This is a genomic window from Herbaspirillum rubrisubalbicans (assembly GCF_003719195.1).
In the GTDB taxonomy this organism is placed as follows: Bacteria; Pseudomonadota; Gammaproteobacteria; order Burkholderiales; family Burkholderiaceae_D; genus Herbaspirillum; species Herbaspirillum rubrisubalbicans.
The window spans coordinates 1,732,495-1,755,440 of the sequence record NZ_CP024996.1 but is presented as its reverse complement, the minus strand read 5'-3'; the positions used below and the strand labels follow the sequence as shown (position 1 = coordinate 1,755,440).

Below are 22,946 nucleotides of genomic sequence, written 5' to 3'. Positions count from 1 at the left end.
ATCCAAGTTCTTAGTTCTTGACTGCTCGGTTCTAGGTCATCAAATCCATCTCAACGGCCATCATTGAGATGACAGGCACTCATGTGCCCCGGCGCAATTTCGCGCAACAAGGGCTGTTCTTCACGACAGCGCTGCGTGGCGTGCGGGCAGCGCGGGTTGAAGTGACAGCCACCCGGCGGATTCAGGGGGCTGGGGATTTCCCCCTTGATGGCGGTGAATTCCTTCTTGCGCGCCCCCATGCGCGGCACCTCGGCCAGCAGGGCTTGCGTGTAGGGATGATTGGGCTGGCCGAACAGCTCGGCCACCGGCGCACTCTCCACCACCCTGCCCAGGTACATGATGACCACGCGGTCCGACACGTGCTCCACCACGCCCAGGTCATGGCTGATGAACAGATAGGTCAGGCCCAGTTCTTCGCGCAGGTCCATGAACAGGTTCAGGATCTGCGCCTGGATCGACACATCCAGCGCCGCCACCGCTTCATCGCAGACCAGCATCTGCGGCTGCACGGCCAGCGCCCGGGCGATGCCGATGCGCTGACGCTGGCCACCCGAGAACTGGTGCGGATAACGGTCGCGCAGGGCCGGATCAAGGCCGGCGCGCAGCAACTGGCGACAGACGTAGTCATCCAGGTCGCCCTCGACCTTGCCATTGACCTGGGCCGCCTCACCGACGATCTGGTCGACGCGAAGGCGCGGGTTCAGGCTGGCATAGGGATTCTGGAAAATCATTTGCACCTGCAAGCGCGCCTGGGCCTCTTCGCCACGGGTGAGGCTGGCGCGATCGCGACCATTGACCAGCACTTGGCCTTCCGAAGGGTCGAGCAAGCCACAGGCCACGCGTCCCAGCGTGGACTTGCCGCAGCCGGATTCCCCGACCAGGCCGACCACTTCACCCGGCAATACCTTCAGGTCGACCTGGTCGAGTGCGTGCGTGATGGCAGGTGGGCGGCTCCAGCCGCGCGCCTGCAACTGGCGCTCCAGCCAGCCCTGGTGGCGCTGGCCAAAGCGACGACTGACTGCGCGGGTTTCGATGAGGGGGATGACGGCCTTATCCATGGTGCTCATTCATCGAGATAGGGTGATAGCAGCGCACCAGATGTGCCGGCCGCGGCTCGCTGATGGCAGGGGCCGTCAGGCAGTGCTGACTGAGACGCTCGCAACGCGCAGCAAAAGCGCAGGTGGGCGGCAGGTGCAGCAGGTTGGGCGTCATGCCGGGAATCTGGCGCAGACGCGTTGCGCGCCGGTTGTTGCTGGGCAGGCTGCCGATCAGGCCTTGGGTATAGGGATGCAGGGGGCTATCGAGTACCGCATCCACACTGCCCTGCTCGACAATGCGCCCGGCATACATCACCGCCACTTCATCGGCCAACCCGGCCACCACCGACAGATCGTGGGTAATCCAGATCAGCGCAGTGCCATGCTGGCGCGCCAGTTTCTGCACTTCCGACAGGATCTGCGCCTGGATGGTCACATCCAGCGCAGTCGTGGGTTCGTCGGCAATGATCAGGTCAGGCTTGTGCAGCATGGCGATGGCAATGGCCACCCGTTGGCGCATCCCGCCCGACAACTGGTGTGGATAGGCCTGCAGGCGCTCCTCGGGACTAGCGATGCCCATCATGCCCAGGGTCTGACGCGCCAGCTCACGCGCCTGCTGGCGGCTCACCTTGCTGTGCGCCAGCACGGCATCGACCATCTGCGCCTCGACCTTGAGCACCGGGTTCAAGGTCATCATCGGATCCTGGAAGATCATGGCGATGCGATTTCCCTGCAGTTCGCGCAACGAAGCCTTGTCCATGCGCACCAGGTCGCGGCCCTGGAACAGGATTTCGCCGCCGACGATGCGCCCCGGCGCATCGACCATGCCCAGGATGGAAAACCCGGTGACGCTCTTGCCCGAGCCGGATTCGCCGACCAGGCCCAGGATGCGACCACGCCCCACCGACAGCGAGACATCATCGACCGCCGGCAGCACACCATCGGGCGTGAAGAAATGCGTGCGCAGATGGCGCACGTCCAGGGTCGTCGCGCTCACTTCTGCCACCTCGGATTGAGGATGTCGCGCAGGCGATCGCCCACCAGGTTGATGGCGACGATCACGATCAACAGCGTGATGCCGGGATAAAAGCTGATCCAGTATTCACCCGAGAGCATGTATTGGTAACCATTGGAAATAAGCAGGCCCAGCGAGGGCTCAGTGATGGGCACGCCCAGGCCGAGGAAGGACAGGGTCGCCTCCAGCGTGATGGCACGCGCCACCTGCAGCGTGCCGATCACGATCAGCGGTGGCAGGCAGTTGGGCAGGATGTGCCGCACCATGATGCGCCAGGAAGATAAATTCAGCCCGCGTGCCGCTTCCACGTATTCCTTGCGTCGCTCCACCAGCGCCTGCCCGCGCGCGGTGCGGGCGTAATAGGCCCATTCCAGCACCACCAGGGTGGCCATCACGTTGAAGATGCCCTTGCCCACATAAGCCAGGATCAGCATCGCCACCAGGATGGAGGGGAAGGACAGCACCAGATCGGCAAAGCGCATCAACAAGGTATCGAGCTTGCCGCCGACATACGCGGCCAGCAGGCCGATGAGCGTGCCGATGACACCGGCGATCAACGCCGAGCCCACACCGATGCCCACGCTGATGCGCAAGCCATAGAGGATGGCCGAGACCAGATCGCGGCCCTGGCCATCGGTACCCAGCCAATAGGTATAGGTACCGGCGCCGTTGATGGTGCCAGGATGCAGGCGCGCATCGAGCACATCCAGTTGCATCAGGTCATAGGGATTCTGCGGCGTGATCCACGGTGCGGCCACCGCGCCCACGATCAGCAGCAGCACGATCACCAGCCCCAGCATGGCCGAGCGCGACGCCACAAAGTGACGCATCACGCGCCGCCAGGGCGACTCGCGGCGCGGGGGCTGGAAGGCCGACAGTTCGGCCACGCGGGCGCGCACCTGTTCTTGGGTCAGATGGATGTCAGTGTGCGGCGCGCTCATGCCCGGGCCTCCACCCGCACACGCGGATCCAGAATCTTGTAGAGCACGTCCACCACCAGGTTGATGGTGACGAACATGCACACGATCACCATCAGGTAAGCCACGATCACCGGCCGGTCCAGTGCATTGATGCTGTCCAGGATCAGCTTGCCGGCGCCGGGCCAGGCGAAGATGCTTTCGGTCACCACCGCAAAGGCAATGGTAGAGCCGAACTCCAGCCCGACCACGGTCACTAGCGGGATCAAGGTATTGCGCAAGACATACATCAACACCACCCGTGCCGGCGACAAGCCCTTGGCGCGGGCGAACTTGACGAAGTCCATCGGCAGCACCTCGCGCACATTGGCGCGGGTGAGACGGATCACCAGCGAAATCTTGAACAGCGACAGGTTGAGCGCCGGCAGGATCATGTGACGCCAGCCATCGACGGTCAGCCACGACCACTGCACGCCGAACAGCTCGGCGGTCTGGCCGCGACCGCCCGAGGGCAGCCAGCCCAACGTGACCGAGAAGGCCATGATGAGCATCAAGCCGATCCAGAAGGTCGGCAGCGAAAAGCCGAGGATGCTGGTGGTCATCACCAGGCGCGAAACCGGATGATCCGGTTTCATCCCCGCCAGCAGCCCCAGCGGCACCCCCACCAGCAGGGCCAGCAACAGAGCGGCGAACGCCAGCTCCAGCGTGGCCGGCAGGCGCTGGAAGATCAGCAGGATGGCCGGCGTGTTGTAGACGAAGCTATTGCCCAGGTTGCCGTGCAGCGCGCCATTGAGGAAGGCCAGGTACTGGCGCCATACCGGCTGGTCCAGCCCCAGTTCCTGGATGATGCGCAGGCGGTCCACCTGGTCCACGTCCTGGCCGATCAGGATATCGACCGGATTGCCGATCATGTGCAGGCCGAAGAAGACGATCACCGTCATCAACAACACCACCATCAGTGCCTGCAACACGCTTTTCGCAATCGCTGCACTCATGCGGGCAGCTCCCAGGGCGCTTCGGTCCATTCATCGCCTTCCAGTTCCGGCTCTTCGTAGGACTGGATATTGCGGTAGTGGACCTCCACGTCTTCGCTGTACATCAGCGCAGCAATGCCCTGCGCCAGGCGATAGGCGCCATCGCTGATGGCGGGGATGTCGCCAGAGACCGTGCCATGGCTGGCTGCGGCCGGATAGCAGAAGCAGTGCACGCGTTCCAGGCCTGGCAAGCTGCCGGGGGTCTTCTGCTGGAATTCGAACACCGGTCCCAGGTAAGGCGAGTCGGCCAGTTCCTGGTCTTCTTCGCCGGCGGGTGGGGTGTAGCGGTCGCTCCAGTTGAGGATGTGCGGGGCGATCTCCTTGAATTCGCTGCGCAGGCTCCAGTCGATCTTGAAGCCGGTGGAGAAGAACAGGAAATCCAGTTCCAGCGGGCCGCGATTGGTGTGCAGCAGCAGCGCGCCATCTCGCTGGAGCTCCACCGACTCGATGGCGGTGCCCAGCAGGAAGCGCGCATTGGCAAAGCGCGAGACGCGGCGCGTGCTCCCCGAGGGCGGCGGCACCTGTTGTGCATTGACATAGTGGCGGATGCGCCATTTCCATGCATCCGGCAAGTGCAGGTGACCATTGACCAGGCCGGGGTTGCCCGAGCCCTTGCCCTTGTTGATGCGCGGCAGGTCCTTGCGGCGGATCAGCAGATCGACCCGCGCCGCCCCCTCTTCCAGCGCGGTGGCCGCGCTGTCCATGGCAGAGGAACCACCGCCAACGACGCCCACGCGCTTGCCCTTCAGACTGGCATAGTCGAACACGTCAGACGAATGCGCCCAGCGATCGCGTGGTAGTTGCCCGGCCAACGGCGGCAGGTAGGCGCCACCCAGGCCATCGCGACCAGTGGCCACGACGACGCGGCGTGCCAACACGGTCGATTGGCCCGCAGGCGATTGCAGTTGCAATGCCACGATGCCATCGGCGCGCGGCTGCACGGCCAGCACCCGGTGCTCGTTACGGATATCCAGCTGCATCACGCGGCGGAACCAGCGCAGGTAATCCATCCATTGCAGGCGCGGGATCTTGTCCAGCGCCTCCCAGGCGGCCAAGCCGAACTGTGCCTCGAACCAGGCGCGGAAAGTCAGCGCCGGAAAGCCCAGCGCCGGGCCGGTCAGGGTCTTGGGCGAGCGCAGGGTTTCCATGCGCGCGGTGGTCGCCCATGGGCCTTCGAAATCCTTGGGCGACTGGTCATAGATGACGTTGGGAATGCCCAGGTGCGTCAAGGCGACCGAGGCCGCCATGCCGGCCTGGCCACCGCCGATGATGGCCACATCGATCACCGGCACGCCAGCGCGCTCGATCTTGGGCGTCCACGCCTTGCCGGGCAGGGCCAGCCAGTCCAGGTCCTGGCGCAGGCGCGCTTCCAGGGCGGCCAGTCCTTGCGGGGCCGCAGCCGTGGTCAATGTCGGTTCGGTATCTTGCATATCGCCTCATCAAAAGCATGAAAAGACGAGCTCGGCATGGTCATTGCCGGTGATCGTCTGGTTTCGGGTTTTATGATGCAACGCCCTTCCCGGTTGACGCTGCTGCGTGCTTGCTACGGTACTGCCACAGAACTACAAAATGATTTATAACAATTCGTCATGCAGGCTGGCATCCCGCTTGACGAAGCCCTGCAAGGTATGGCGTGCGGCGGTCTCCACCGCATCGATCAGTCGTTGCGTCACCCCTTCGACCGGCTTGCCATAGGGCGTGACCACACCGAAATAGAAAGGAATCTCCACCGCCAGGCGCTTGACCACCATCCCCTCGATGGGCATCCCATAGGCCGTGGCCGGCTCCACCAGCGCCACCCCCAATCCGGCACGCGCGGCCATGATGGCGTTGAAGGAAGTATTGGTATCGATGGCCACATCCAGCCGGCTATCCTCGCCCAGCGCAGTTTCCACCCGCTGGCGCAGGCGATAGCGATTGGACATGGTGATGACGCGCTGGCCACGCAGGGCGGCGCGGGTGAGCTTGTCGCGACCGGCCAGCGGATGATCGGCGCGCACCACCGCCACGCAGGGCGCTTCGCCAATCCAGTGCAGCTCCAAGCCGCGATGCGCCACCGGCAGCGAAGTCAGCCCCAAGCTGACGGTGCGGTGCAGGACCGCGTGCACCACCTGCTCGGCCGAGGCGCTGCGCAGGTGGATGTGTTCCGGGAACGCACGATCTTTCTCGCAGGCCAGTAATTGCAAGGCTGCCGGGGCGATGGTCGAGGCCAGCGCAGGGGTGGCCACCAGATGGACCGGATGCACTTCTTCACGGGCGATTTCGAGGGCGCGCTCGCGGATGCTGCGCAGGCCCACCAGCGAGCGTTCCACTTCTTCATAGAGCAGGAAGGCCTTGGCCGTGGGCGTGACGCGCGGGCCATTGCGGTCGAACAGGGCATACCCAAGTTCAGATTCCAGCTCGCCGATGGCCTTGCTGACGGCCGGCTGCGAACGGCCAAGGCTGCGACCGGCACCGGTCACACTGCCCAGGGTCATTACCGCCGCAAAGGCCTCCAGCTGATTCAGATCCATCGAAATCAGATTCCTTGATCAAAGTGCTTGCATATGATTTTCGAATTATAGGTTTGCTTGTATTCTATTTCAGTATAATAATTTTGTATAAGCAAATGCAGGACGCAGCATGTGACCGGGAATCCCGCTGCCGTCCTGCCTTGCCACCCGGCCAGCAGGCTTGCCTGATGACAAGCCTGCTCAACTGAATCACTCTGGACACCCCGGAACACCCTCATGAACGCCCCAGCCCCCTGTCGCCCCTCGGCCGATCTGCGCTTTCCCATCTACCTGGACTATGGCGCCACCACGCCGGTCGATCCGCAAGTGGCCCGCGTAATGTGCGACTTCCTCACCGACAAGTTCGGCAACGCCGCCAGCAGCTCCCACCCCTTCGGCTGGGAAGCGCGACGCGCGGTGGAGCAGGCGCGTGCGCAGGTGGCCGGCCTGGTGGGCGCCCGCCCGGATGAAATCATCTGGACCTCGGGTGCCACCGAATCCAACAACCTGGCGCTCAAGGGAACGGCCCATGCACTGCGTGCACAAGGACGTGGCAAGCATCTCATCACGGTGGCCACCGAACACAAGGCGGTGCTGGACACCATGCATACGCTGGAGAAGGCCGGCTTCGAGGTCAGCTACCTGCAGCCGGACGCCGATGGCCTGGTCACCCCGCAGCAGTTGCGCGCCGCACTGCGCCCGGACACGCTGCTGGCCTCGATCATGTACGTCAACAACGAGATCGGCGTGATCCAGCCCATCGCCGCATTGGGCGAGGTCTGCGCCGAGCAGGGGGTGGTCTTCCATGTGGACGCCGTGCAGGCGGCCGGCAAGATCGCCATCGATCTGGCGCGACTGAAGGTGGACCTGATGTCCTTTTCGGCGCACAAGGTCTACGGTCCCAAGGGTATCGGTGCGCTATATGTACGCAGCAACCCGAACCTGAAGCTGGAAGCCCAGATCGATGGCGGCGGTCATGAAAACGGGATGCGTTCAGGCACCCTGGCCACCCACCAGATCGTGGGCATGGGTGCAGCCTTCGCCCTGGCCGGCCAGTTGCTGGTGACGGAAGGACAGCGCATCCGCGCCCTGCGCGACCGGCTGTGGCAGGGCCTGGCCGATTTGCCGGGGGTGCAATTGAATGGCAGCGCCCACGCCCGCGTGCCACACAACCTGAACGTGAGCTTCCCGCCCACGCGCTATGGCACGCTGGGCAGCCAGTTGCTGGGTATCGCCGTGTCGGCCGGTTCGGCCTGCAATTCGGCTGCGGCCGCACCCTCCTTCGTGCTGCTGGCCATCGGTCGCTCGCCGGAGGTGGCGCGCAATGCAGTGCGCTTTTCGCTGGGCCGGGGCACTACCGAGGCCGAAATCGACTACGTAGTGGCCACCGTGCGCCAGGTGCTGGCGCATGAGGTGTTGCAAGAGGTACACTAAGGAGGGATTTACTTAGTTTTTCTGCGCCGGGCCGCCAGGTCTCATCATTGCTGGCAATTAGTATTGAACTGCAGATTTCTCCCATAAGCTAAGAACTTTTTATAAGTTCCCATGCTGCTCATGCAAGGTTAGACTCGGGGCCGTTTCCTTAGAACTGACCAACGTGATTCGCATCGAGCAACTCCACAAGACCTACCATGCCGGCCAGCGCGACATCATCGCCCTGCGCGACATCAACCTGGACATCGCCCAGGGCGAGATCTTCGGCATCATCGGCCGCTCCGGCGCCGGCAAGAGTACCCTGATCCGCACCTTGAACGTCCTGGAACGCCCCGACAGCGGGCGTGTCCTCATCGACGGCGAAGACATCACCGGCCTCGGCCATGAAGCCCTGCTGGGCCTGCGCCAGCGGGTGGGCATGATCTTCCAGCATTTCAACCTGCTCAACGCCAAGACGGTGGCGCAGAACATCGACTGGCCGCTCAAGATCACCGGCCGCTACAGCCGCCAACAACGCGCCGCGCGCGTGACCGAACTGCTGCAACTGGTGGGCCTGGAACAGCACCGCGACCAGTATCCGGCGCAACTGTCGGGCGGCCAGAAGCAGCGCGTAGGCATTGCCCGCGCCTTGGCCAATACCCCGCGCCTGCTGTTGTGCGACGAAGCCACCTCGGCCCTGGACCCCGAGACCACCCAGGCCATCCTGCGCCTGCTGCTGGACATCAACCGCAAGCTGGGCCTGACCATCGTGCTCATCACGCACGAGATGGAAGTCATCCGCAGCATCTGCGACCGCGTGGCCGTGCTGGAACATGGCGCAGTGGCCGAACAGGGCCGCGTGGTGGACATCTTCCTGCGCCCGCAACACGCGGTCACCCGTTCGCTGCTGGCCGAAAGCCATGCCTGGGATGCCAGCGACAATCTCTACCAGCGGCGCGCCGATGGCACACTGGTGCGCCTGACCTATGCCGGTGAAGTCGCGGCACAACCCATCCTGTCGCAACTGACGGCGGCCACCAGCGCGCTGGCCACCATCGTGCGCGGCACCGTCTCGCGCATCAAGGACACACCCTACGGGCAATTGCTGGTGGAGTTTTCCGGCGGCACCGAGGCCGTCGGCCAAGTGCTGGCGCGGCTGCGCGAGTCCGGCATCGATCATGAGGTGCTGGCATGAGCGCACTGTCTTCCCTGTCGGCCCTGCTGGGCCAGATCGACCTGTCAGTGATCGACTGGAGCGAAGTCGGCGACGCGACGTTGGAAACCCTGGCCATGACCGGCGGCTCGCTGTTGTTCACGGTGCTGCTGGGACTGCCGCTGGGGATCCTGCTGTTCCTGACCAATCGCGGCCAGTTGCTGGAACAGCGCGGTCTCTACTGGGTGCTCTCGCTGGTGGTCAACGTACTGCGCTCGGTGCCGTTCCTGATCCTGCTGATCCTCTTGATCCCCTTCACGCTGTGGCTGGTGGGGACTTCGCTGGGCGTGACCGGCGCCATTCCGCCGCTGGTGATCGGCACCGCGCCCTTCTTCGCGCGCCTGACCGAGAGCGTGCTGCGCGAAATCGACCGCGGCATCCTCGAAGCCTGTACCGCCATGGGTGCAAGGCGTCGCCAGATCATCTTCGGTGCCCTGCTGCCCGAGGCGCTGCCAGGCTTGCTGGCGGCCATCACCATCACCGCCATCACCTTGATGTCGTATGCCGCCATGTCGGGCGTGATCGGCGGCGGCGGCCTGGGCGACCTGGCCATCCGTTACGGTTACCAGCGCTTCCAGACCGAGGTGATGGTGGTCACGGTGGCCATCCTGGTGGTGCTGGTGCAGTTGCTGCAATTCTTCGGCGACCGCCTGGTGCTGCGCTTCACCCGTAAGTAGCAAATAGATTCGGGTTCGCTCCCCACGAAGGACGAATCCCTCGCTACGTCAACCGACGTTCAATTGATTGTCATACCAAGAATGGAGAAAAACATGATCCGCAAACTGATCCCTCATCTGGTGGCGACCGCCGCCCTGGCCTTCACCGTGGGCGCGCACGCCGCCGACAAGCTGGTGATTGCCGCCACCCCGGTGCCGCACGCCGAGATCCTGGAACACATCAAGCCGGTGCTGGCCAAGGAAGGCATCGATCTGCAGGTCAAGGTCTTCACCGACTACGTGCAGCCGGCTGTGCAGACCAACGAGAAACAGGTCGATGGCAACTTCTTCCTGCACCAGCCCTATCTGGACCAGTTCAAGAAGAGCCACAAGAACGATATCGAAGTGCCGATCACCAAGGTCCACGTCGAGCCCTTCGCCGCGTACTCGCAGAAGTACAAGAAGGTGGCCGACATTCCCAATGGCGCGACCATCGCCATCCCCAATGACCCGTCCAACTCCGGCCGCGCCTTGTTGCTGCTGGCGCGCAATGGCCTCATCAAGCTCAAGGACAGCTCCAACATTTCCTCGACCCAGAAGGACATCGTGGAAAACCCCAAGAAGCTGAAGTTCCGAGCCCTGGAAGCGGCCACCCTGCCGCGCGTGCTCAACCAGGTCGATGTGGCCCTGATCAATACCAACTATGCACTGGAAGCCAAGCTGAACCCGGTCAAGGATTCGCTGTTCATCGAAGATGCCAACTCGCCCTATGCCAACCTGCTGGTGGCGCGTGAAGACAACAAGGACAGCCCCGCCATCAAGAAGCTCGCTGCCGCGCTCAATTCGCCGGATGTGAAGAAATTTATCGAAGAAAAATACCAGGGCGCCATCGTACCGGCCTTCTGAGGCGTTTGGCGATCAGGGCGCTGACGCGTCATATGAAAGATAAGATCATGATCGCCATACCCACCGGCAGCACGTCAGGCTGCTGTGTTTGACTACCAGCCACGGAGTGATCCGTGGCTTTTTTTGGATGAGTTCTAGCCTGCGTCGAACCATGCTCCTCATCGAAAAAAATCAAGCGGATCACCCAACATTACCAGTCACCGAGACAAGCGCAAACTTGGTGAGCGCCTGCCCCATGATCGCCCGTCGCTTGTGCAAGGCGGCCCTGACCTCTAAAGTCCATGCAGCGCTGACCGCGCCTGCCATGCAGGAGACTTACTGGTAAGTGGTGGCGATCTTCTCCGGCAGCGGCACGTTGAGCCACTTCTTGACGATGCCATTGAGTTCACCACTCTTCTTGGATGCCGTCAGGGCCTCGTTGACCTTGGCCATCAAGGCAGGCTCGCCCTTGTTCATACCGACATAGCAGGTCGAGACATTGATGATGTACTTCAGCAAGGGCTTGTTGTTGGGAGTCTTCTCGGCCAACGCATAGGCCACGAAGTCACCGGTACCGACGATCTGCACCTGGCCCGAGACATAGGCCGAGATCAGGCCATTGTTGTCTTCGTAGCGCTTGATGACGGTGCTCTTGGGTACGCTGTCGGTGAGCATCAGGTCTTCGAAGGTGGAACGCGCCACGCCCACGGTCTGGTTGGCCAGATCGGCCGGACCGGATACCTTGATCGCGGCCACACCGAAGACGCTGTTGTTGTAGGGTGCATAACCTTGCGAGAAATCGATGACCTTTTCGCGCTCGGCATTCTTGCCCAGGGTCGAGATGATGAGATCGATCTTGTGGGTCTGCAGGAAAGCCATGCGGCTGGAGATGGGGACCGGCACCAGTTCGGCCTTTACGCCCAGGCCCTTGGCGACCAGTTTGGCCACATCGATGTCCAGGCCCTGCAACTGCAGGTCGGAGGTGACCGAGCCATAGGGGGCGAAGTCCTGCGGCACGCCGATCTTGACCACGCCGGCCTTCTGGATATCGGCCAGGTTGTCGGCGTGGGCGGAGGCGGCCAGTACGGCCATCAGGCCCAGGGATGCAACGATTGCGGTCTTGACGAACTTCATGGGGGTTCCTTGTGATCGATGAATGGCTTGAACTCTACGGCAGGATAAAGACTTAGAAAATCGTCCTCTCTGACCTGCTTGCGCCAACCCTCCCCTTGAGACAGGGAGGTGGGCATATACCGTTCAGAGCACAGCAAGGACCATGCCAGCATGAATATCGTCGACGTAAACAGTTTCCGTATCCCACTGCTAAGGGAAGTCTGTGATATCGCTGCCAATATCAGTCGACAATGACTCGACACGATCGCGCAGTTCTTAGTTTTTATGGAATCGGTAAAAAGCCTGGACATCGACGCCCAATGGCCAACGCAGAGGAGAAAGCGGGATTTGAAAGGGATCCGAGCCCAAATCGGGGAAGCAGAAAATCTAAATGATCTGGTCCTGGCAGGCGCCTCCGGCAAGTACTTGACGAACTTGCTTGACATGGCAGGGAAGCAGGAATAAAAAGCGGTGGCGTCCTCGTTGTTGCGATCACGCTAAAGTTGTCCGCCCTCATTCCCGCCGAATAAGAGTTTGAGGACAAAAAGCGTAAAATCGAAAAAATAAGTTCTGATATTTTTACGATCAAAGTTATATTGCCGCAGGCACTGTGCCGCCGTCATCCAGACCAATCAAAAGGGAGATACCCATGCCCAAGCGTTCCAAGACACCCGAGCCAGTCGTGGTGGTTCCTCCGCGTTTCATCACCGAGCCGGATGGTTTCCTCAACGTACCGGTGAGCCGCCAGACCCGTGACTACATCCACCACCTCAAGAAGAGTATGCGGGTGTCCAGCCAGGCTGAAGTGATCGAAAAGGCCGTGGCCATCGTGCGTGCGATCGATCTCGCCGCCAAGGGCCAGGACTGACAAAAACTAATGCATCCTCGCCGCGACCGCATCCGGTCGCGGCTCCCCTCCTCCTTGCAGCCTCTTCCTGCAAGCCTTTCGGGCTTGCCGTGGCCTTGTTGCGTGCTATGCCGGGCTGCAATGACTTAGATTTCATTTCCTGAATGCCTTACCTTTCCGGGCTGCGGGCTTGCCGCCCGCATCCCGGATGGCGCCTCAGCGCATCACACCAGCACCTCAAGCGGGCAGGCGGAAAATACTGACCTGTTCGGCCAGTTCCGCAGCCTGACCCTGCATGGCGCGCGAAGCGGCGGCCGCTTGTTCCACCAGCGCGGCGTTCTGCTGGGTCACCTCATCCATCTGCGCCACTGCCTGGTGCACCTGCTCGATACCGGCCCGCTGCTCTTCACCGGCCGCGCTGATCTGGCCGATGATGGTATTGACCTGGGCCACGCTCTGCACGATTTCCTGCATGGTATGACCAGCCTTCTTGACCAGTTGGGCGCCGGAATCCACTTTCTCCACGGAGTCGCCGATCAAGACCTTGATTTCCTTGGCAGCAGCCGCCGAGCGTTGCGCCAGGCTACGCACTTCGGTAGCCACCACCGCGAAGCCGCGCCCTTGTTCGCCGGCACGGGCCGCCTCGACGGCGGCATTCAAGGCCAGGATATTGGTCTGGAAGGCGATGCCGTCGATCACGCCGATGATATCGACGATCTTGCGGGCCGAGGCATCGATGCCATCCATGGTGGTCACCACCTGACCGACGATCTCGCCACCCTGGCCAGCGATCTGCGTGGCGGCCTGCGCCATTTCGGCCGCATGGCGGGCATTGGCGCTGTTCTGCTGCACGGTGGAGGTCAACTCCTCCATCGAAGAGGCGGTTTCTTCCAGAGAGCTGGCCTGGTGTTCGGTGCGTGCCGACAAGTCCTGGTTGCCGGAGGCGATTTCCTGCGAGGCAGTGGCGATGGTATCGGCACCGGTGCGCACACTGGAGACGATGTCCACCAGCGAGCGGTTCATCTCGCGCAGGGCGGCCAGCAGTTCGCCGGTTTCATCGGGGGCATGGTCGGTGATGGTTTTGGTCAGGTCACCATTGGCCACTTTGCGCGCGGTATCCAAGGCATCGGCCATCGGCACGGTGATGGAGCGGCTGATCGCCAATGCGGCGATCAGACCAAGCAGCACTGCCACGGCAGCCGACACACCCAGAATCGTGGACGAGGTGAGGTAGGTATCGTGTGCGGCCTGGGTCGCTTCGTGCATCTGGCCTTCAAACAGGGTGACCAGTTGTTGCAGGGTGGCCAGGAGCTCGCCTTGGGTCTTGTAGCGCGGGCCGAACAACAGACGCTGTCCTTCGACGTTCTGGTTCTTCAAGCCAAGATCGACCACATCGGCAGTGAAGGCGAAATAGGCCTTGCTCTGCTCATCGGCGAGCGCCGTCAGTCGTCGGCTTTCGTCAGTGCTGGCATGGGTGCGCAGGTACTCCAGGGCCTTCTGGTAGTCCGCCAGATCCTTGTCGATGGATTTCTTATTGCTGGCCATCTGTGCAGCATCTTCCAGAATGATGATGTTGCGTGCGGCGCGGGCAATATTCATCATCAGATATTCCATCTTCTGGGCGGCATTGACCTTGGGATAGGTACTGCCACTGATCTCGATGGACGTCTGATCCAGCGAAGACATGCGGGTGATGCCGATGACGGTGATGACGATGAGCAATAGTAAAAGCGCGGCAAAGCCGGCGGCCAGGCGTGCGCCCAGACGGAGACGACGAAGAGGATTCATGTGGATTGCAGTATAGAGTGGAGGGAAGTGCCAGGCCGGTGGGGGGGACCGGCAAGCGGATGATATGCCGGATGAGTTGCGACCTCAGGACGGAAAAGAGGGGAAGAGACAGGTCTGCTCTGCCTTTGGGGCTGGCAAAAGAAGACCTGTACTCTGGACGAGGAGGAGGATGTGTCTTACTTTGTGGCAGATTTGCTATCGAACCAGTTCTTCCACAAAGGTACCGCTGTGGCAAAAGTGCCACGATGGGTGGTCGGTCCGGTGGACACCGCCTGCACGTGCAGGTTGCCCGAACCCATGGCTTGCGCATAGGTCATCGCCATGCGACCTACGCCCGGGGTGATGGCTTCATCGGACTCACCGTAATAGTTGCGCACATCAGAGCGGATCACCCAACGATAGGCCTGGGTGTTGGCGATCAGGCGGCCATATGCAGAATTGGCGAAATAGTGGGTATCGAAATACTCGGGGCGAATCAACTTGTGAAGATCGGTGGGAATGTCGGCCACATTGAAAGGCTGGCGCTCGTAGGCCTTCTTCGATACGTCATAGGAGGCATCGGTCAAGACCGAGCGCGCCAGTCCGGGTACACCATAATAATTCTCGAAGGCAAATGCCGACAGGATCACGATGCTATTGAGCCAGACCGCATCATTGGACCGCGGATAGGTGAGGAAGCCTTCCAGCAGTGCGAACACATCCAGCGGCGCACTGGCAGTGGTGGCGCCATCGACCTTGACGCCGGCCGCCTCCAGCTTTTCCAGGAAGGCCATGGTGACGAAACCGCCCTGCGACCAGCCCGAGAGGAACAGCTTGTCACTGGCTACGCCCATGCTGGAGAGCACGCTGCGCGAAGCCATCAACATGTCGTAGGTAGCTTGCTGATGACTGCCCTTGACCATGTAGCTCTCGGGTTCGGTGGAAATGCCCATGCCGAAATAATCGGCGCCGATCAGGACGTAACCCTGGCCGGCGAACTGGGCGATCATCAATTGCGTTTCCGGCGATTGCTCGGGGAAGGACGGCACCTGCTTGCGCTCGTAGACCGTGCCATGCTGATAGGACAGCATGGGATAGGACTTGGCCGACGTATCGGGAATGGCCAGCAGACCCGAGGCCAGGATGGGCTGGTTGCCGCGTTCCGGGATCACCGAAGGATAGGTCACGCGATAGAGGATCACGGCATTGCGCGCCGGGGTGTAATTGACCGGCACGCCGGAGAAGGCCGGCGTATCCTTTTTCAGGATAGTGTTGAGTTTGTCCACATCCCAACGACCTATCATTTCATATCGCACACCGGAGGCCACCGCCTGCACCGCTTGGGGGGCAGAGATGGCAGGCGCCTGCGCCTGCACCATGGCGGGCACTGCACAGGCCAACAGGCCCAGGATCATCGTCATACGTACCAGGCTGGACTTCATGGTTTCCCCTTGTTGTCGTCGGTTCCTGCAATGGCGGTCTTGAGCGCAGGCGCGCGCAAGTGCAGCAGTGTGGCGCATTATGCCCACCAGACCCAGCATACAAAGCAGGAAAAGCGGGGGCTTTACCGCGCAAGCACATGTTTGGCGCCCCACTGATTTCTGGTATAAAAGCAAGGCTTTACCGTTGTCCTCCCCCCGATACCGACAACGTCATTGACTTCCAGATTCCGAGAAACGAGCCCTCCATGACCAAGCGTTCCCTCTCCCACTTCCTGAAGCTGGCCACCCAGGCCGGTCTCCTCTGCGCCGCCGCGCTGGCCCACCAGGCCCAGGCCCAGGCCAACCTTGATTTCTTCTCCAATACGGCCGTGGCCGACCTGAAGAAAGAACAGATCAACTCCCTCTACGCCGCCATCACCGCTTCCCTGGATGCAGGCGTGAGCGGCAAGACCTCGCAGTGGACCGATGGCCCCAAGCCCTCGACCTCGGCCAAGATCACCCCAACCTTCGAGAACAGCACCCCGTCCTGCGCCAAGGTGGACCTGGTGGTCACCAGCAAGCGTGGCACCGAGCCGCTGAAGTTGCGTTATTGCAAGAACGCCCAAGGTCAGTGGGCACTAAGCAACTAAGCGACTAAGCAACTGAACCACTGGGCGCGGTCTCGGCCCTGCTCGCGCCACCGAGCCAGACGGCAGGCTTGCGTCGCTGTCGGCTGTGCACGGATAGCGCAGGCAGGCTGCCGATCCCGGGCATACGCCACACCCTCCACGGTATATCTCAAACATGGCTGATACAGACCAACACTTTCTCGTCGTCGACGATTTCTCGACGATGCGCCGCATCGTCAGCGGCCTGCTCAAGGAACTGGAATACACCAAGATCGTGGAAGCCGACGATGGCTCCACCGCTCTGAAGATCCTGGAATCGGGCGCCTCCAACATCACCTTCGTGCTCACCGACTGGAACATGCCGGTCATGGATGGCCTGACCCTGTTGAAGAAAATTCGCGCCACCCCTGCCCTGGCCCATCTGCCGGTGCTCATGATCACGGCTGAAGCCAAGAAGGAAAACATCGTCATGGCGGCCCAGGAAGGCGCCGATGGCTACATCGTCAAGCCCTTCAACGCCGCCACGCTCAAGGAAAAGATCGAGAAGATCCTTTCGCGGCGCGCACAGATGAAGTAAGAGGACGCCATGGACCTCCCCGCCAACGACGACCAGCAGGAACCGGAAGTGGGCAGTATCATCAAACAGGCCTCGATGACCACCCGCATCCACCAGACCATCTATACGCTGGAGAGCCGCATCATCCAGCAACCGGGCGGCACGACGCGCTCGGAATATCGCGTTCTGCTGGAACGCGATGTCATCAAGGATTGGACCGAAGGTGATGTCGCCCAGTACTTCGGGTTGGACATCTACTGACCGGCGCCCATTACCTAATCGGCAGTACGCCAACGCAGCCAAGACAGAAACAGCATCAGGAGAACGGCAGCCCGCGGGCTGCCGTTCGTCGTTTCTACACGATCTTGCGCCTTTCCATTGCTCATAAAAATTTCCAATAAGAAATAAAATCGAGATTTTCTGTGAAACTCCCGCTTCGCAAAAGCGGGTATAACGTAACCAACAATGATACTCATCCGTTGAGCGCGGACTATCAGGGCTGTTTCATTTTAGGGATGTGAGTCGACGTGGCAGTGTTAATCGTAGAGCATCCAGGCGAGGGGCCGGGTCATGTGCTGAAGGTTCTTCATGCAAGTGGCCTGCCGGTCAGGGCGGTGACGGCGCTGTCGGCGCTGGAGGGGGAGATTCAAAAAAAAAACCCACGATCCTGATCATCGAGACGCATCGGATCACCAGCAGTTTTCGTCCTCTGGTGGCCGATCTGCGGCAGAAATTCCCGATGCTGGGCATCGTCGTCATCGGCGAGAACATCAGCGAGGCCGCGCAGGAGAAGACCCTGCACGACGGCGCCGACTATTTTCTGCACCAGCCGGTCAGGGAAGGCCTGCTGCTGGCGACCATACGTTCCTTCCTGCGGCGCCTGCACATCCTGCAGACGCCTGCACCCGGCAATACCGAGGCCTGGACCCTGTATCGCCGCAACGGCACGCTGGTCAGCCCGCACAATGAGCGCCTGGCATTGAGCGATAAGGAATGCGCGGTCCTGACCACGCTGTTCTTGAGCCCGCACTTCCCGGTCAGTGCGGAACACCTGATGCACGCCCTCAACATCACGGCCGAGATCGTCGATCCGCATCGCATTGACACCATCATCTATCGCATCCGGAAGAAGCTGGCACAGCTGGCCCACACCCGCTTCGAGATTCGGAACATCTATGGCAGAGGCTTCATCTGCGTAGCAATGAAAGAAGGCGCGGCGTTTTATGTTTGGGATGGATAACAGGGAACTGGCCATGATCGCTCAACTGGCCCTGAGCTGCGCCCTGTTGGGGGCGGTGGCGGTGATCGGCGTGCTGGGTGGCTTGCTGCGCAAGGCCCGGCGTCGCTGCGACCGTCTGGACCAGCAACTGGCAGATGCCAAGAGCGTCAATGCAAGCCTGCGCCAGCAGGCTCTTTACGACAGCCTCACCGGCCTGCCCAACCGCAACCTGCTGGAAGACCGCATCAGCGAGGCGATTGCCCGAGCCGAGCGTGAACAGGGCCGGTTTGCCCTGCTGTTCCTGGATCTGGATGGCTTCAAGGCGGTCAATGACCGCCTGGGTCATGCCGCCGGCGATCTGCTGTTGATGCAGATCGGTGAGCGCCTCTCGGAAAGCCTGCGTCATGCCGATACCATTGCCCGCATCGGTGGCGACGAATTCGTGGTGCTCAGCGAGATCGTCGCCTGCGGCGACATCACCATCATCCGCGACAAGCTGACCCAGGCCCTCACCCAACCCTTCCCGATCGGCCCAACCTCGCTCAACGTCAGCGCCAGCCTGGGCCACGCCCACTATCCCGAGGATGGACTATCGATGGAAGCATTACTGGCGCGCGCCGACCAGGGGATGTATCACCTCAAGCGCACACGCCAGCAAGCGAGCACTTACGCCGTGCAATGACCGACGCAGCGGGAAATGGCCTGCTCGATAGCCGCAGCATCGAAATGCAGCCAGCGCGCGGCCATGTGCTGGTCGGGCCGGATCAGGTAGGCACACCCGTCACGTGCACCGTAACGCTGGGCCGCCAATCCTTGCACGTCCACCAGCTCGGCACCTGAACCGCTTGCGCCGATCCGCTTGACCTTGACCGTGAGTCCTGCGGCTTCGATGCTGGCAGGAACTTCCACGGCGCCAAACACCAGTACCGTAAAGCTCTCTCCAAATTGTTCCAGCAACCAGCTCGGACGGCCATCGCGCAGGATCGGCGCATCGGCGCAAGGCGTGCCGGGCGCCATGCGACCGCCGAACAGTGCACTGTCGGGAGTATTGAGCGAGGAGTCCACATAGGGGGTAGGCGTGGACAAACGCCCGCTGTTGACCAGCGTGCGCGCGAAGGGCTCGGTCTCGGCCAGGGTCAGCACAGCGTCGCGCATGACTTTGCTGGCACGACTCTTGGGTGTGATGAAATCGGTGGAACGGGTGGATTGGCGCAGGTTGTCGTCGGTGGCAAAGGCCCGCTCCTCGTGATAGCTATCGATGAAGCTGACCGGTGCCAGGCCATCGATGACCAGCTTGAGTTTCCATACCAGGTTGTCGATATCCTGCACGCCGGTATTGGCACCACGCGCACCGAAAGGCGAGACCTGATGCGCGGCGTCGCCGGCGAAGAGCACGCGCTGGTAGCGCATGTTGTCGATGCGACGGCAGGCAAACTGATACACCGAGACCCACTCCAGCTCGAACTCTACGTCCTTGCCCAGCATGGCCTGGATGCGTGGGATGACGTTCTCGGGCTTCTTCTCTTGCTCGGGATCGGCATCCCAGCCCAACTGGAAATCGATGCGCCAGACGTTGTCGCATTGCTTGTGCAACAGCACACTCTGGCCGCGATGAAAAGGCGGGTCGAACCAGAACCAGCGTTCGGTGGGGAAATCGGCCTTCATGATCACATCGGCAATCAGGAAGCGGTCCTGGAAGAACTGGCCGGTGAACTCCGCTCCGACCATCTTGCGCGTATCACTGTTGGCACCATCGCAGGCGATGATCCATTGCGCCTGCATGTGGAAGACGCCATCCGGCGTTTCCACGGTCAGCGTGACCTGTTCATCATCCTGCTTCAGGTTCAAGAGCTGATGCTTCCAGCGCAGGTCAATCAAGGGATGGGCATGGCAAGCATCGACCATGTATTGCTCCAGGTAATACTGCTGGAGATTGATCATGGCAGGCATCTTGTGCGCGCTTTCGGGCAGGAGATCGAATTGATAGACCTGCCGGTCTTCGAAGAACACCTTGCCCAGTTGCCAGCTCACGCCCTGCTCCACCATGCGCGCGGCCACGCCCAGGCGGTCCCAGATTTCCAGTGGCCGCTTGGCATAGCAGACGGCGCGCGAACCGATGCTCACCGTGTCATTGTCGTCCAGCACCACCACCGGCAAGCCGCGCGCGGCGCATTCCAGCGCAGCTGTCAGGCCGATGGGACCAGCGCCGATGATCACCACCGGATGGCGCTGCGGCTGGCCGCTGCGCTGCTCATCGGATTGACGATAGGCGAAACGGGGATAGGTGTAAGTACTTTGCATGGCTGTCTCCTGTGGATGTTGATGTTGTTGTCGTGGTGGATATTGGTGTTTTTTACTGTGCCGCTGCCGTGAACTCCTGTGCGTGCATCCAGGCCGCATGTTTGGGTGCGCGGCGGGTGCGTGACCACTCTTCGAGCATGTCCCATTTCACTTCGTCCAGGCGCCGCATCTGTTCTGACGTGGCGCAATCGGCGGCCAGTTCGATGCGATGACCGCTGGGATCGAAGAAATAGATGGACTTGAAGATGGTGTGATCGGTGATGCCGACCACGTCGATGCCATCGGCCTGCAGGCGCTGCATCACTTCGGTCAGGGTGGCTTCGCTATCGACCTTGAAGGCGATATGCTGGACCCAGGCGGGGGTGTTGGTATCGCGTCCCATGGCCGGTGAATTGGGAATCTCGAAGAAAGCCAGCACGTTGCCATGGCCGGCATCCAGGAAGATGTGCATGTAGGGATCGGAAGCCTTGGTGGAGGGCACCTGGTCTTCGGCAATGGCCAGGATGAAATCCATGTTCAGGTATTTCTGGTACCACGCGACGGTCTGCTGGGCGTCCTTGCAGCGGTAGGCGACGTGGTGGATGCGATCGATTTTCATGCTGGGTCTCCTTGGATTGACTGGGTATAATTAGTAACGTTTGTTACTATATGGACGATTGAGCGGCATGGTCAACGTACAAGAAGGCAACACCTCATCATCTGCACAATGGATTTGATATAGATCAAGCCCGCATGGGCTACCACGACTTGGTAACGTCTGTTACCATGCCGGTATGAAACTGCAAGCCTTCTTCCCTTATCAATTGGCGCAACTGGCCGAGGCGGTAAGCCGCTCGGTGGCCAGCGTCTATGCCGACCGCTTCGGCCTGACCCGCGACGAATGGCGCATCCTGGCCGCACTGGCCGAAGAAGGCCAGATGCAGGCCAGCGACCTGGTACCGCATACCTCGCTGGACAAGATGCAGGTCAGCCGGGCCCTGGCCCGTATGGAAGAGGCCGGCCTGGTGCTGCGCCAACCCAGTCCCGAAGATGCGCGCGCGCGCATCGTCAAACCCACGGCACAGGGGCGCAAGCTGTACCGCAAGATCGTGCCGATGGTGGAACAGCGCGAAGCCTTCCTGCTGCAGGCCCTGAGCAGGACCGAACGCGAGGCGCTCATGAGTGCCATGGAAAAGCTGCGAGAGCGCGCCATGCAGGCGCCCCACACGCAGTGCTGAGACTGGTCGATGTCTGATTGACTGATTGACTCAATATCCTGCTGTACGCCAGCAAGCGCGCTTCAGCGCGCCTGAAGAAACTCGGTATCGTAGATCCGCCGGATGACCTTGACCGACTCTGGATCATTCCATTTTTCGACGATGCGCCGGTAAAACGGCTTGCCTCGCACCGCGAGCAGGATCTCGTTGATGTTTTCTATGGCTTGCTGGCCCCAAGCATTCTTGGGGCACAAGATCCGGTCATAGGTAATGGCGCCCTGCTCGGCCGTCTGGATTTTTGCCAGCGCGCCGTCATGTCCCATATGGCTGGCCAGATCAAATGCCACCAGGGGCGACTCCACCAGATAGTCCAGATGCCCCGCCAGCAGCATTCCAATGGCTTCCTTCAGATCCGAATAGTTTTCCTGGGGTGGATTGGCCATCAGCAGTGCATCCAACTGCGGACCATAAGACCTGCCTCGCATCACGGATGTGACCAGGCGTCGATTGCGCAGCAAGTCCTGCACCGACTCCACGTTGTTGAAGCGGCCGACGTCATTCTTGCGGACAATGATCTGTAGCGGTAGAAAAATCGAAATCGGCAAGGAAAAATAGCCGTATTGCTCGCGCTCCGGCGTCTTCAACGCACCCACGAAGCACCAATGATGGCCATTCCTGATTTCGTTGATGATGCGCGGAAACGCCGCATCCAATTCTACATGTTGGTATTGGGGCAGGCGACTCTTCAAGACATCGAGAATCAAATCGAAAATACCCTGATGGGCCCGGGGGCCTTCTTGGATCATGTAAGGCGGGACATGGTGCTTTCCCCATGTGATCTGATCCTTCGCCAAGACGACAGGACATGCCAGGATCGTTAGCAAGATCAGCAAGAACTGGCAGCAGGGGAATTTATACGGCTTCACTGATACCCCTCCAAAAATGGACCACATGCTCACAGGTCTGACTGACAAATTGGTGACAACAATGGTCGGATGAAGGGCCATCGCCACTTCCCCTCTGCGCCCGACATGAAAACGACATCTGCCGGTATAGCCAGTCTCTCATCTTTTCCACAAGTTTCCCACTCGCCTGCCATCACCCCTCATGCGGAGGGTGGTCACAATTGCCATCAGGAAATTCCTTATAGAAAAATAAATACGGCAAATAGATAATCAATTTCAGCATATTTATTGAATAAAACATTTATATATATATATGCTATCACCCTCGTT

General features: G+C 60.9%; 23 protein-coding genes. 11 read left to right on the top strand and 12 right to left on the bottom strand.

Annotated features, from left to right (window positions below; all coding sequences use genetic code 11):
* Positions 1-50: 50 nt before the first annotated feature.
* The 6 genes from RC54_RS07780 to RC54_RS07755 form a co-directional block, all read right to left on the bottom strand.
* Positions 51-1,058, bottom strand: a complete 1,008-nt coding sequence (locus RC54_RS07780) for an ABC transporter ATP-binding protein (protein ID WP_082686005.1) — start codon at positions 1,056-1,058, stop codon at positions 51-53.
* Positions 1,051-2,034 carry an ABC transporter ATP-binding protein gene (locus RC54_RS07775; protein WP_058897513.1) on the bottom strand — a complete coding sequence of 328 codons (984 nt, stop codon included), beginning with the start codon at positions 2,032-2,034 and terminating at the stop codon, positions 1,051-1,053. Before RC54_RS07775 ends, RC54_RS07780 begins: the two co-directional genes overlap by 8 nt.
* On the bottom strand, positions 2,031-2,993 hold the full coding sequence (locus tag RC54_RS07770) for an ABC transporter permease (protein ID WP_058894885.1): 963 nt from the start codon (positions 2,991-2,993) through the stop codon (positions 2,031-2,033). The genes RC54_RS07775 and RC54_RS07770 overlap by 4 nt, the downstream gene beginning before the upstream one ends.
* On the bottom strand, positions 2,990-3,964 hold the full coding sequence (locus tag RC54_RS07765; RefSeq protein WP_061789121.1) for an ABC transporter permease: 975 nt from the start codon (positions 3,962-3,964) through the stop codon (positions 2,990-2,992). The genes RC54_RS07770 and RC54_RS07765 overlap by 4 nt, the downstream gene beginning before the upstream one ends.
* Positions 3,961-5,433, bottom strand: coding sequence for an NAD(P)-binding domain-containing protein (locus tag RC54_RS07760; protein WP_061789120.1), 1,473 nt, complete (start codon positions 5,431-5,433; stop codon positions 3,961-3,963). Before RC54_RS07760 ends, RC54_RS07765 begins: the two co-directional genes overlap by 4 nt.
* Positions 5,434-5,577: 144 nt before the next feature.
* Positions 5,578-6,516, bottom strand: coding sequence for a LysR family transcriptional regulator (locus tag RC54_RS07755; RefSeq protein WP_058894882.1), 939 nt, complete (start codon positions 6,514-6,516; stop codon positions 5,578-5,580).
* A 216-nt stretch (positions 6,517-6,732) separates the two neighbouring features.
* On the opposite strand from RC54_RS07755, the gene RC54_RS07750 reads away from it, so the two are divergent.
* From RC54_RS07750 to RC54_RS07735, 4 genes are all read left to right on the top strand, one after another.
* Positions 6,733-7,929, top strand: a complete 1,197-nt coding sequence (locus RC54_RS07750) for an aminotransferase class V-fold PLP-dependent enzyme (RefSeq protein ID WP_082803075.1) — start codon at positions 6,733-6,735, stop codon at positions 7,927-7,929.
* A 163-nt stretch (positions 7,930-8,092) separates the two neighbouring features.
* Positions 8,093-9,103, top strand: coding sequence for a methionine ABC transporter ATP-binding protein (locus RC54_RS07745; RefSeq protein ID WP_061789119.1), 1,011 nt, complete (start codon positions 8,093-8,095; stop codon positions 9,101-9,103).
* Positions 9,100-9,798 (top strand): methionine ABC transporter permease, encoded by a 699-nt coding sequence (locus RC54_RS07740; RefSeq protein WP_061789118.1) that lies wholly within the window; start codon positions 9,100-9,102, stop codon positions 9,796-9,798. The genes RC54_RS07745 and RC54_RS07740 overlap by 4 nt, the downstream gene beginning before the upstream one ends.
* Before the next feature lie 81 nt (positions 9,799-9,879).
* Positions 9,880-10,683, top strand: a complete 804-nt coding sequence (locus RC54_RS07735; RefSeq protein WP_373281436.1) for a MetQ/NlpA family ABC transporter substrate-binding protein — start codon at positions 9,880-9,882, stop codon at positions 10,681-10,683.
* A gap of 315 nt (positions 10,684-10,998) precedes the next feature.
* Here the strand turns inward: RC54_RS07735 and RC54_RS07730 are convergent, their stop codons facing one another.
* Entirely contained in the window at positions 10,999-11,796 is a 798-nt protein-coding gene (locus RC54_RS07730; RefSeq protein WP_017454154.1) for a transporter substrate-binding domain-containing protein, read from the bottom strand.
* Between the two features lie 628 nt (positions 11,797-12,424).
* Between RC54_RS07730 and RC54_RS07720 the strand changes: the two genes are divergently transcribed.
* On the top strand, positions 12,425-12,643 hold the full coding sequence (locus RC54_RS07720; protein WP_017454151.1) for a hypothetical protein: 219 nt from the start codon (positions 12,425-12,427) through the stop codon (positions 12,641-12,643).
* Positions 12,644-12,859: 216 nt separating this feature from the next.
* On the opposite strand, the gene RC54_RS07715 is transcribed toward RC54_RS07720, so the two are convergent.
* Together RC54_RS07715 and RC54_RS07710 are read right to left on the bottom strand one after the other, a co-directional pair.
* Entirely contained in the window at positions 12,860-14,410 is a 1,551-nt protein-coding gene (locus RC54_RS07715; RefSeq protein WP_061789116.1) for a methyl-accepting chemotaxis protein, read from the bottom strand.
* Between the two features lie 176 nt (positions 14,411-14,586).
* Positions 14,587-15,831, bottom strand: coding sequence for an alpha/beta hydrolase family protein (locus RC54_RS07710; protein ID WP_061789115.1), 1,245 nt, complete (start codon positions 15,829-15,831; stop codon positions 14,587-14,589).
* Between the two features lie 245 nt (positions 15,832-16,076).
* Between RC54_RS07710 and RC54_RS07705 the strand changes: the two genes are divergently transcribed.
* The 5 genes from RC54_RS07705 to RC54_RS07680 all read left to right on the top strand — a co-directional run bounded on the left by RC54_RS07705 (position 16,077) and on the right by RC54_RS07680 (position 18,896).
* A complete protein-coding gene (locus RC54_RS07705; protein WP_058894876.1) occupies positions 16,077-16,460 on the top strand; it encodes a hypothetical protein in 384 nt (127 codons plus the stop codon).
* A gap of 154 nt (positions 16,461-16,614) precedes the next feature.
* On the top strand, positions 16,615-17,016 hold the full coding sequence (locus RC54_RS07700; RefSeq protein WP_058894875.1) for a response regulator: 402 nt from the start codon (positions 16,615-16,617) through the stop codon (positions 17,014-17,016).
* A gap of 9 nt (positions 17,017-17,025) precedes the next feature.
* Entirely contained in the window at positions 17,026-17,256 is a 231-nt protein-coding gene (locus RC54_RS07695) for a hypothetical protein (RefSeq protein ID WP_058894874.1), read from the top strand.
* A 478-nt stretch (positions 17,257-17,734) separates the two neighbouring features.
* Positions 17,735-18,235, top strand: a complete 501-nt coding sequence (locus tag RC54_RS07685; protein ID WP_061789113.1) for a winged helix-turn-helix domain-containing protein — start codon at positions 17,735-17,737, stop codon at positions 18,233-18,235.
* Positions 18,236-18,248: 13 nt separating this feature from the next.
* Positions 18,249-18,896, top strand: a complete 648-nt coding sequence (locus tag RC54_RS07680) for a GGDEF domain-containing protein (protein WP_231739039.1) — start codon at positions 18,249-18,251, stop codon at positions 18,894-18,896.
* Here the strand turns inward: RC54_RS07680 and RC54_RS07675 are convergent.
* Together RC54_RS07675 and RC54_RS07670 are read right to left on the bottom strand one after the other, a co-directional pair.
* A complete protein-coding gene (locus RC54_RS07675; RefSeq protein WP_061789112.1) occupies positions 18,881-20,515 on the bottom strand; it encodes an FAD-dependent oxidoreductase in 1,635 nt (544 codons plus the stop codon). The genes RC54_RS07680 and RC54_RS07675 overlap by 16 nt on opposite strands.
* A gap of 52 nt (positions 20,516-20,567) precedes the next feature.
* A complete protein-coding gene (locus RC54_RS07670; protein ID WP_058894869.1) occupies positions 20,568-21,113 on the bottom strand; it encodes a VOC family protein in 546 nt (181 codons plus the stop codon).
* Between the two features lie 175 nt (positions 21,114-21,288).
* Here RC54_RS07670 and RC54_RS07665 point away from each other — a divergent pair, with 175 nt between their 5' ends.
* Positions 21,289-21,732 carry a MarR family winged helix-turn-helix transcriptional regulator gene (locus RC54_RS07665; protein WP_061789111.1) on the top strand — a complete coding sequence of 148 codons (444 nt, stop codon included), beginning with the start codon at positions 21,289-21,291 and terminating at the stop codon, positions 21,730-21,732.
* A 62-nt stretch (positions 21,733-21,794) separates the two neighbouring features.
* Here the strand turns inward: RC54_RS07665 and RC54_RS07660 are convergent, their stop codons facing one another.
* On the bottom strand, positions 21,795-22,718 hold the full coding sequence (locus tag RC54_RS07660; RefSeq protein ID WP_244216459.1) for a transporter substrate-binding domain-containing protein: 924 nt from the start codon (positions 22,716-22,718) through the stop codon (positions 21,795-21,797).
* Positions 22,719-22,946 lie beyond the last annotated feature (228 nt).

Coding starts and splice junctions, on each gene's coding strand:
- RC54_RS07700 (WP_058894875.1), top strand. CDS start 16,615: ATGGCTGATACAGACCAACACTTTCTCGTCGTCGACGATTTCTCGACG.
- RC54_RS07670 (WP_058894869.1), bottom strand. CDS start 21,113: ATGAAAATCGATCGCATCCACCACGTCGCCTACCGCTGCAAGGACGCC.
- RC54_RS07665 (WP_061789111.1), top strand. CDS start 21,289: ATGAAACTGCAAGCCTTCTTCCCTTATCAATTGGCGCAACTGGCCGAG.
- RC54_RS07680 (WP_231739039.1), top strand. CDS start 18,249: ATGATCGCTCAACTGGCCCTGAGCTGCGCCCTGTTGGGGGCGGTGGCG.
- RC54_RS07770 (WP_058894885.1), bottom strand. CDS start 2,993: ATGAGCGCGCCGCACACTGACATCCATCTGACCCAAGAACAGGTGCGC.
- RC54_RS07735 (WP_373281436.1), top strand. CDS start 9,880: ATGGAGAAAAACATGATCCGCAAACTGATCCCTCATCTGGTGGCGACC.
- RC54_RS07705 (WP_058894876.1), top strand. CDS start 16,077: ATGACCAAGCGTTCCCTCTCCCACTTCCTGAAGCTGGCCACCCAGGCC.
- RC54_RS07760 (WP_061789120.1), bottom strand. CDS start 5,433: ATGCAAGATACCGAACCGACATTGACCACGGCTGCGGCCCCGCAAGGA.
- RC54_RS07675 (WP_061789112.1), bottom strand. CDS start 20,515: ATGCAAAGTACTTACACCTATCCCCGTTTCGCCTATCGTCAATCCGAT.
- RC54_RS07780 (WP_082686005.1), bottom strand. CDS start 1,058: ATGGATAAGGCCGTCATCCCCCTCATCGAAACCCGCGCAGTCAGTCGT.
- RC54_RS07750 (WP_082803075.1), top strand. CDS start 6,733: ATGAACGCCCCAGCCCCCTGTCGCCCCTCGGCCGATCTGCGCTTTCCC.
- RC54_RS07710 (WP_061789115.1), bottom strand. CDS start 15,831: ATGAAGTCCAGCCTGGTACGTATGACGATGATCCTGGGCCTGTTGGCC.
- RC54_RS07685 (WP_061789113.1), top strand. CDS start 17,735: ATGCTGGGCATCGTCGTCATCGGCGAGAACATCAGCGAGGCCGCGCAG.
- RC54_RS07740 (WP_061789118.1), top strand. CDS start 9,100: ATGAGCGCACTGTCTTCCCTGTCGGCCCTGCTGGGCCAGATCGACCTG.
- RC54_RS07720 (WP_017454151.1), top strand. CDS start 12,425: ATGCCCAAGCGTTCCAAGACACCCGAGCCAGTCGTGGTGGTTCCTCCG.
- RC54_RS07730 (WP_017454154.1), bottom strand. CDS start 11,796: ATGAAGTTCGTCAAGACCGCAATCGTTGCATCCCTGGGCCTGATGGCC.
- RC54_RS07660 (WP_244216459.1), bottom strand. CDS start 22,718: ATGGCCCTTCATCCGACCATTGTTGTCACCAATTTGTCAGTCAGACCT.
- RC54_RS07755 (WP_058894882.1), bottom strand. CDS start 6,516: ATGGATCTGAATCAGCTGGAGGCCTTTGCGGCGGTAATGACCCTGGGC.
- RC54_RS07765 (WP_061789121.1), bottom strand. CDS start 3,964: ATGAGTGCAGCGATTGCGAAAAGCGTGTTGCAGGCACTGATGGTGGTG.
- RC54_RS07715 (WP_061789116.1), bottom strand. CDS start 14,410: ATGAATCCTCTTCGTCGTCTCCGTCTGGGCGCACGCCTGGCCGCCGGC.
- RC54_RS07695 (WP_058894874.1), top strand. CDS start 17,026: ATGGACCTCCCCGCCAACGACGACCAGCAGGAACCGGAAGTGGGCAGT.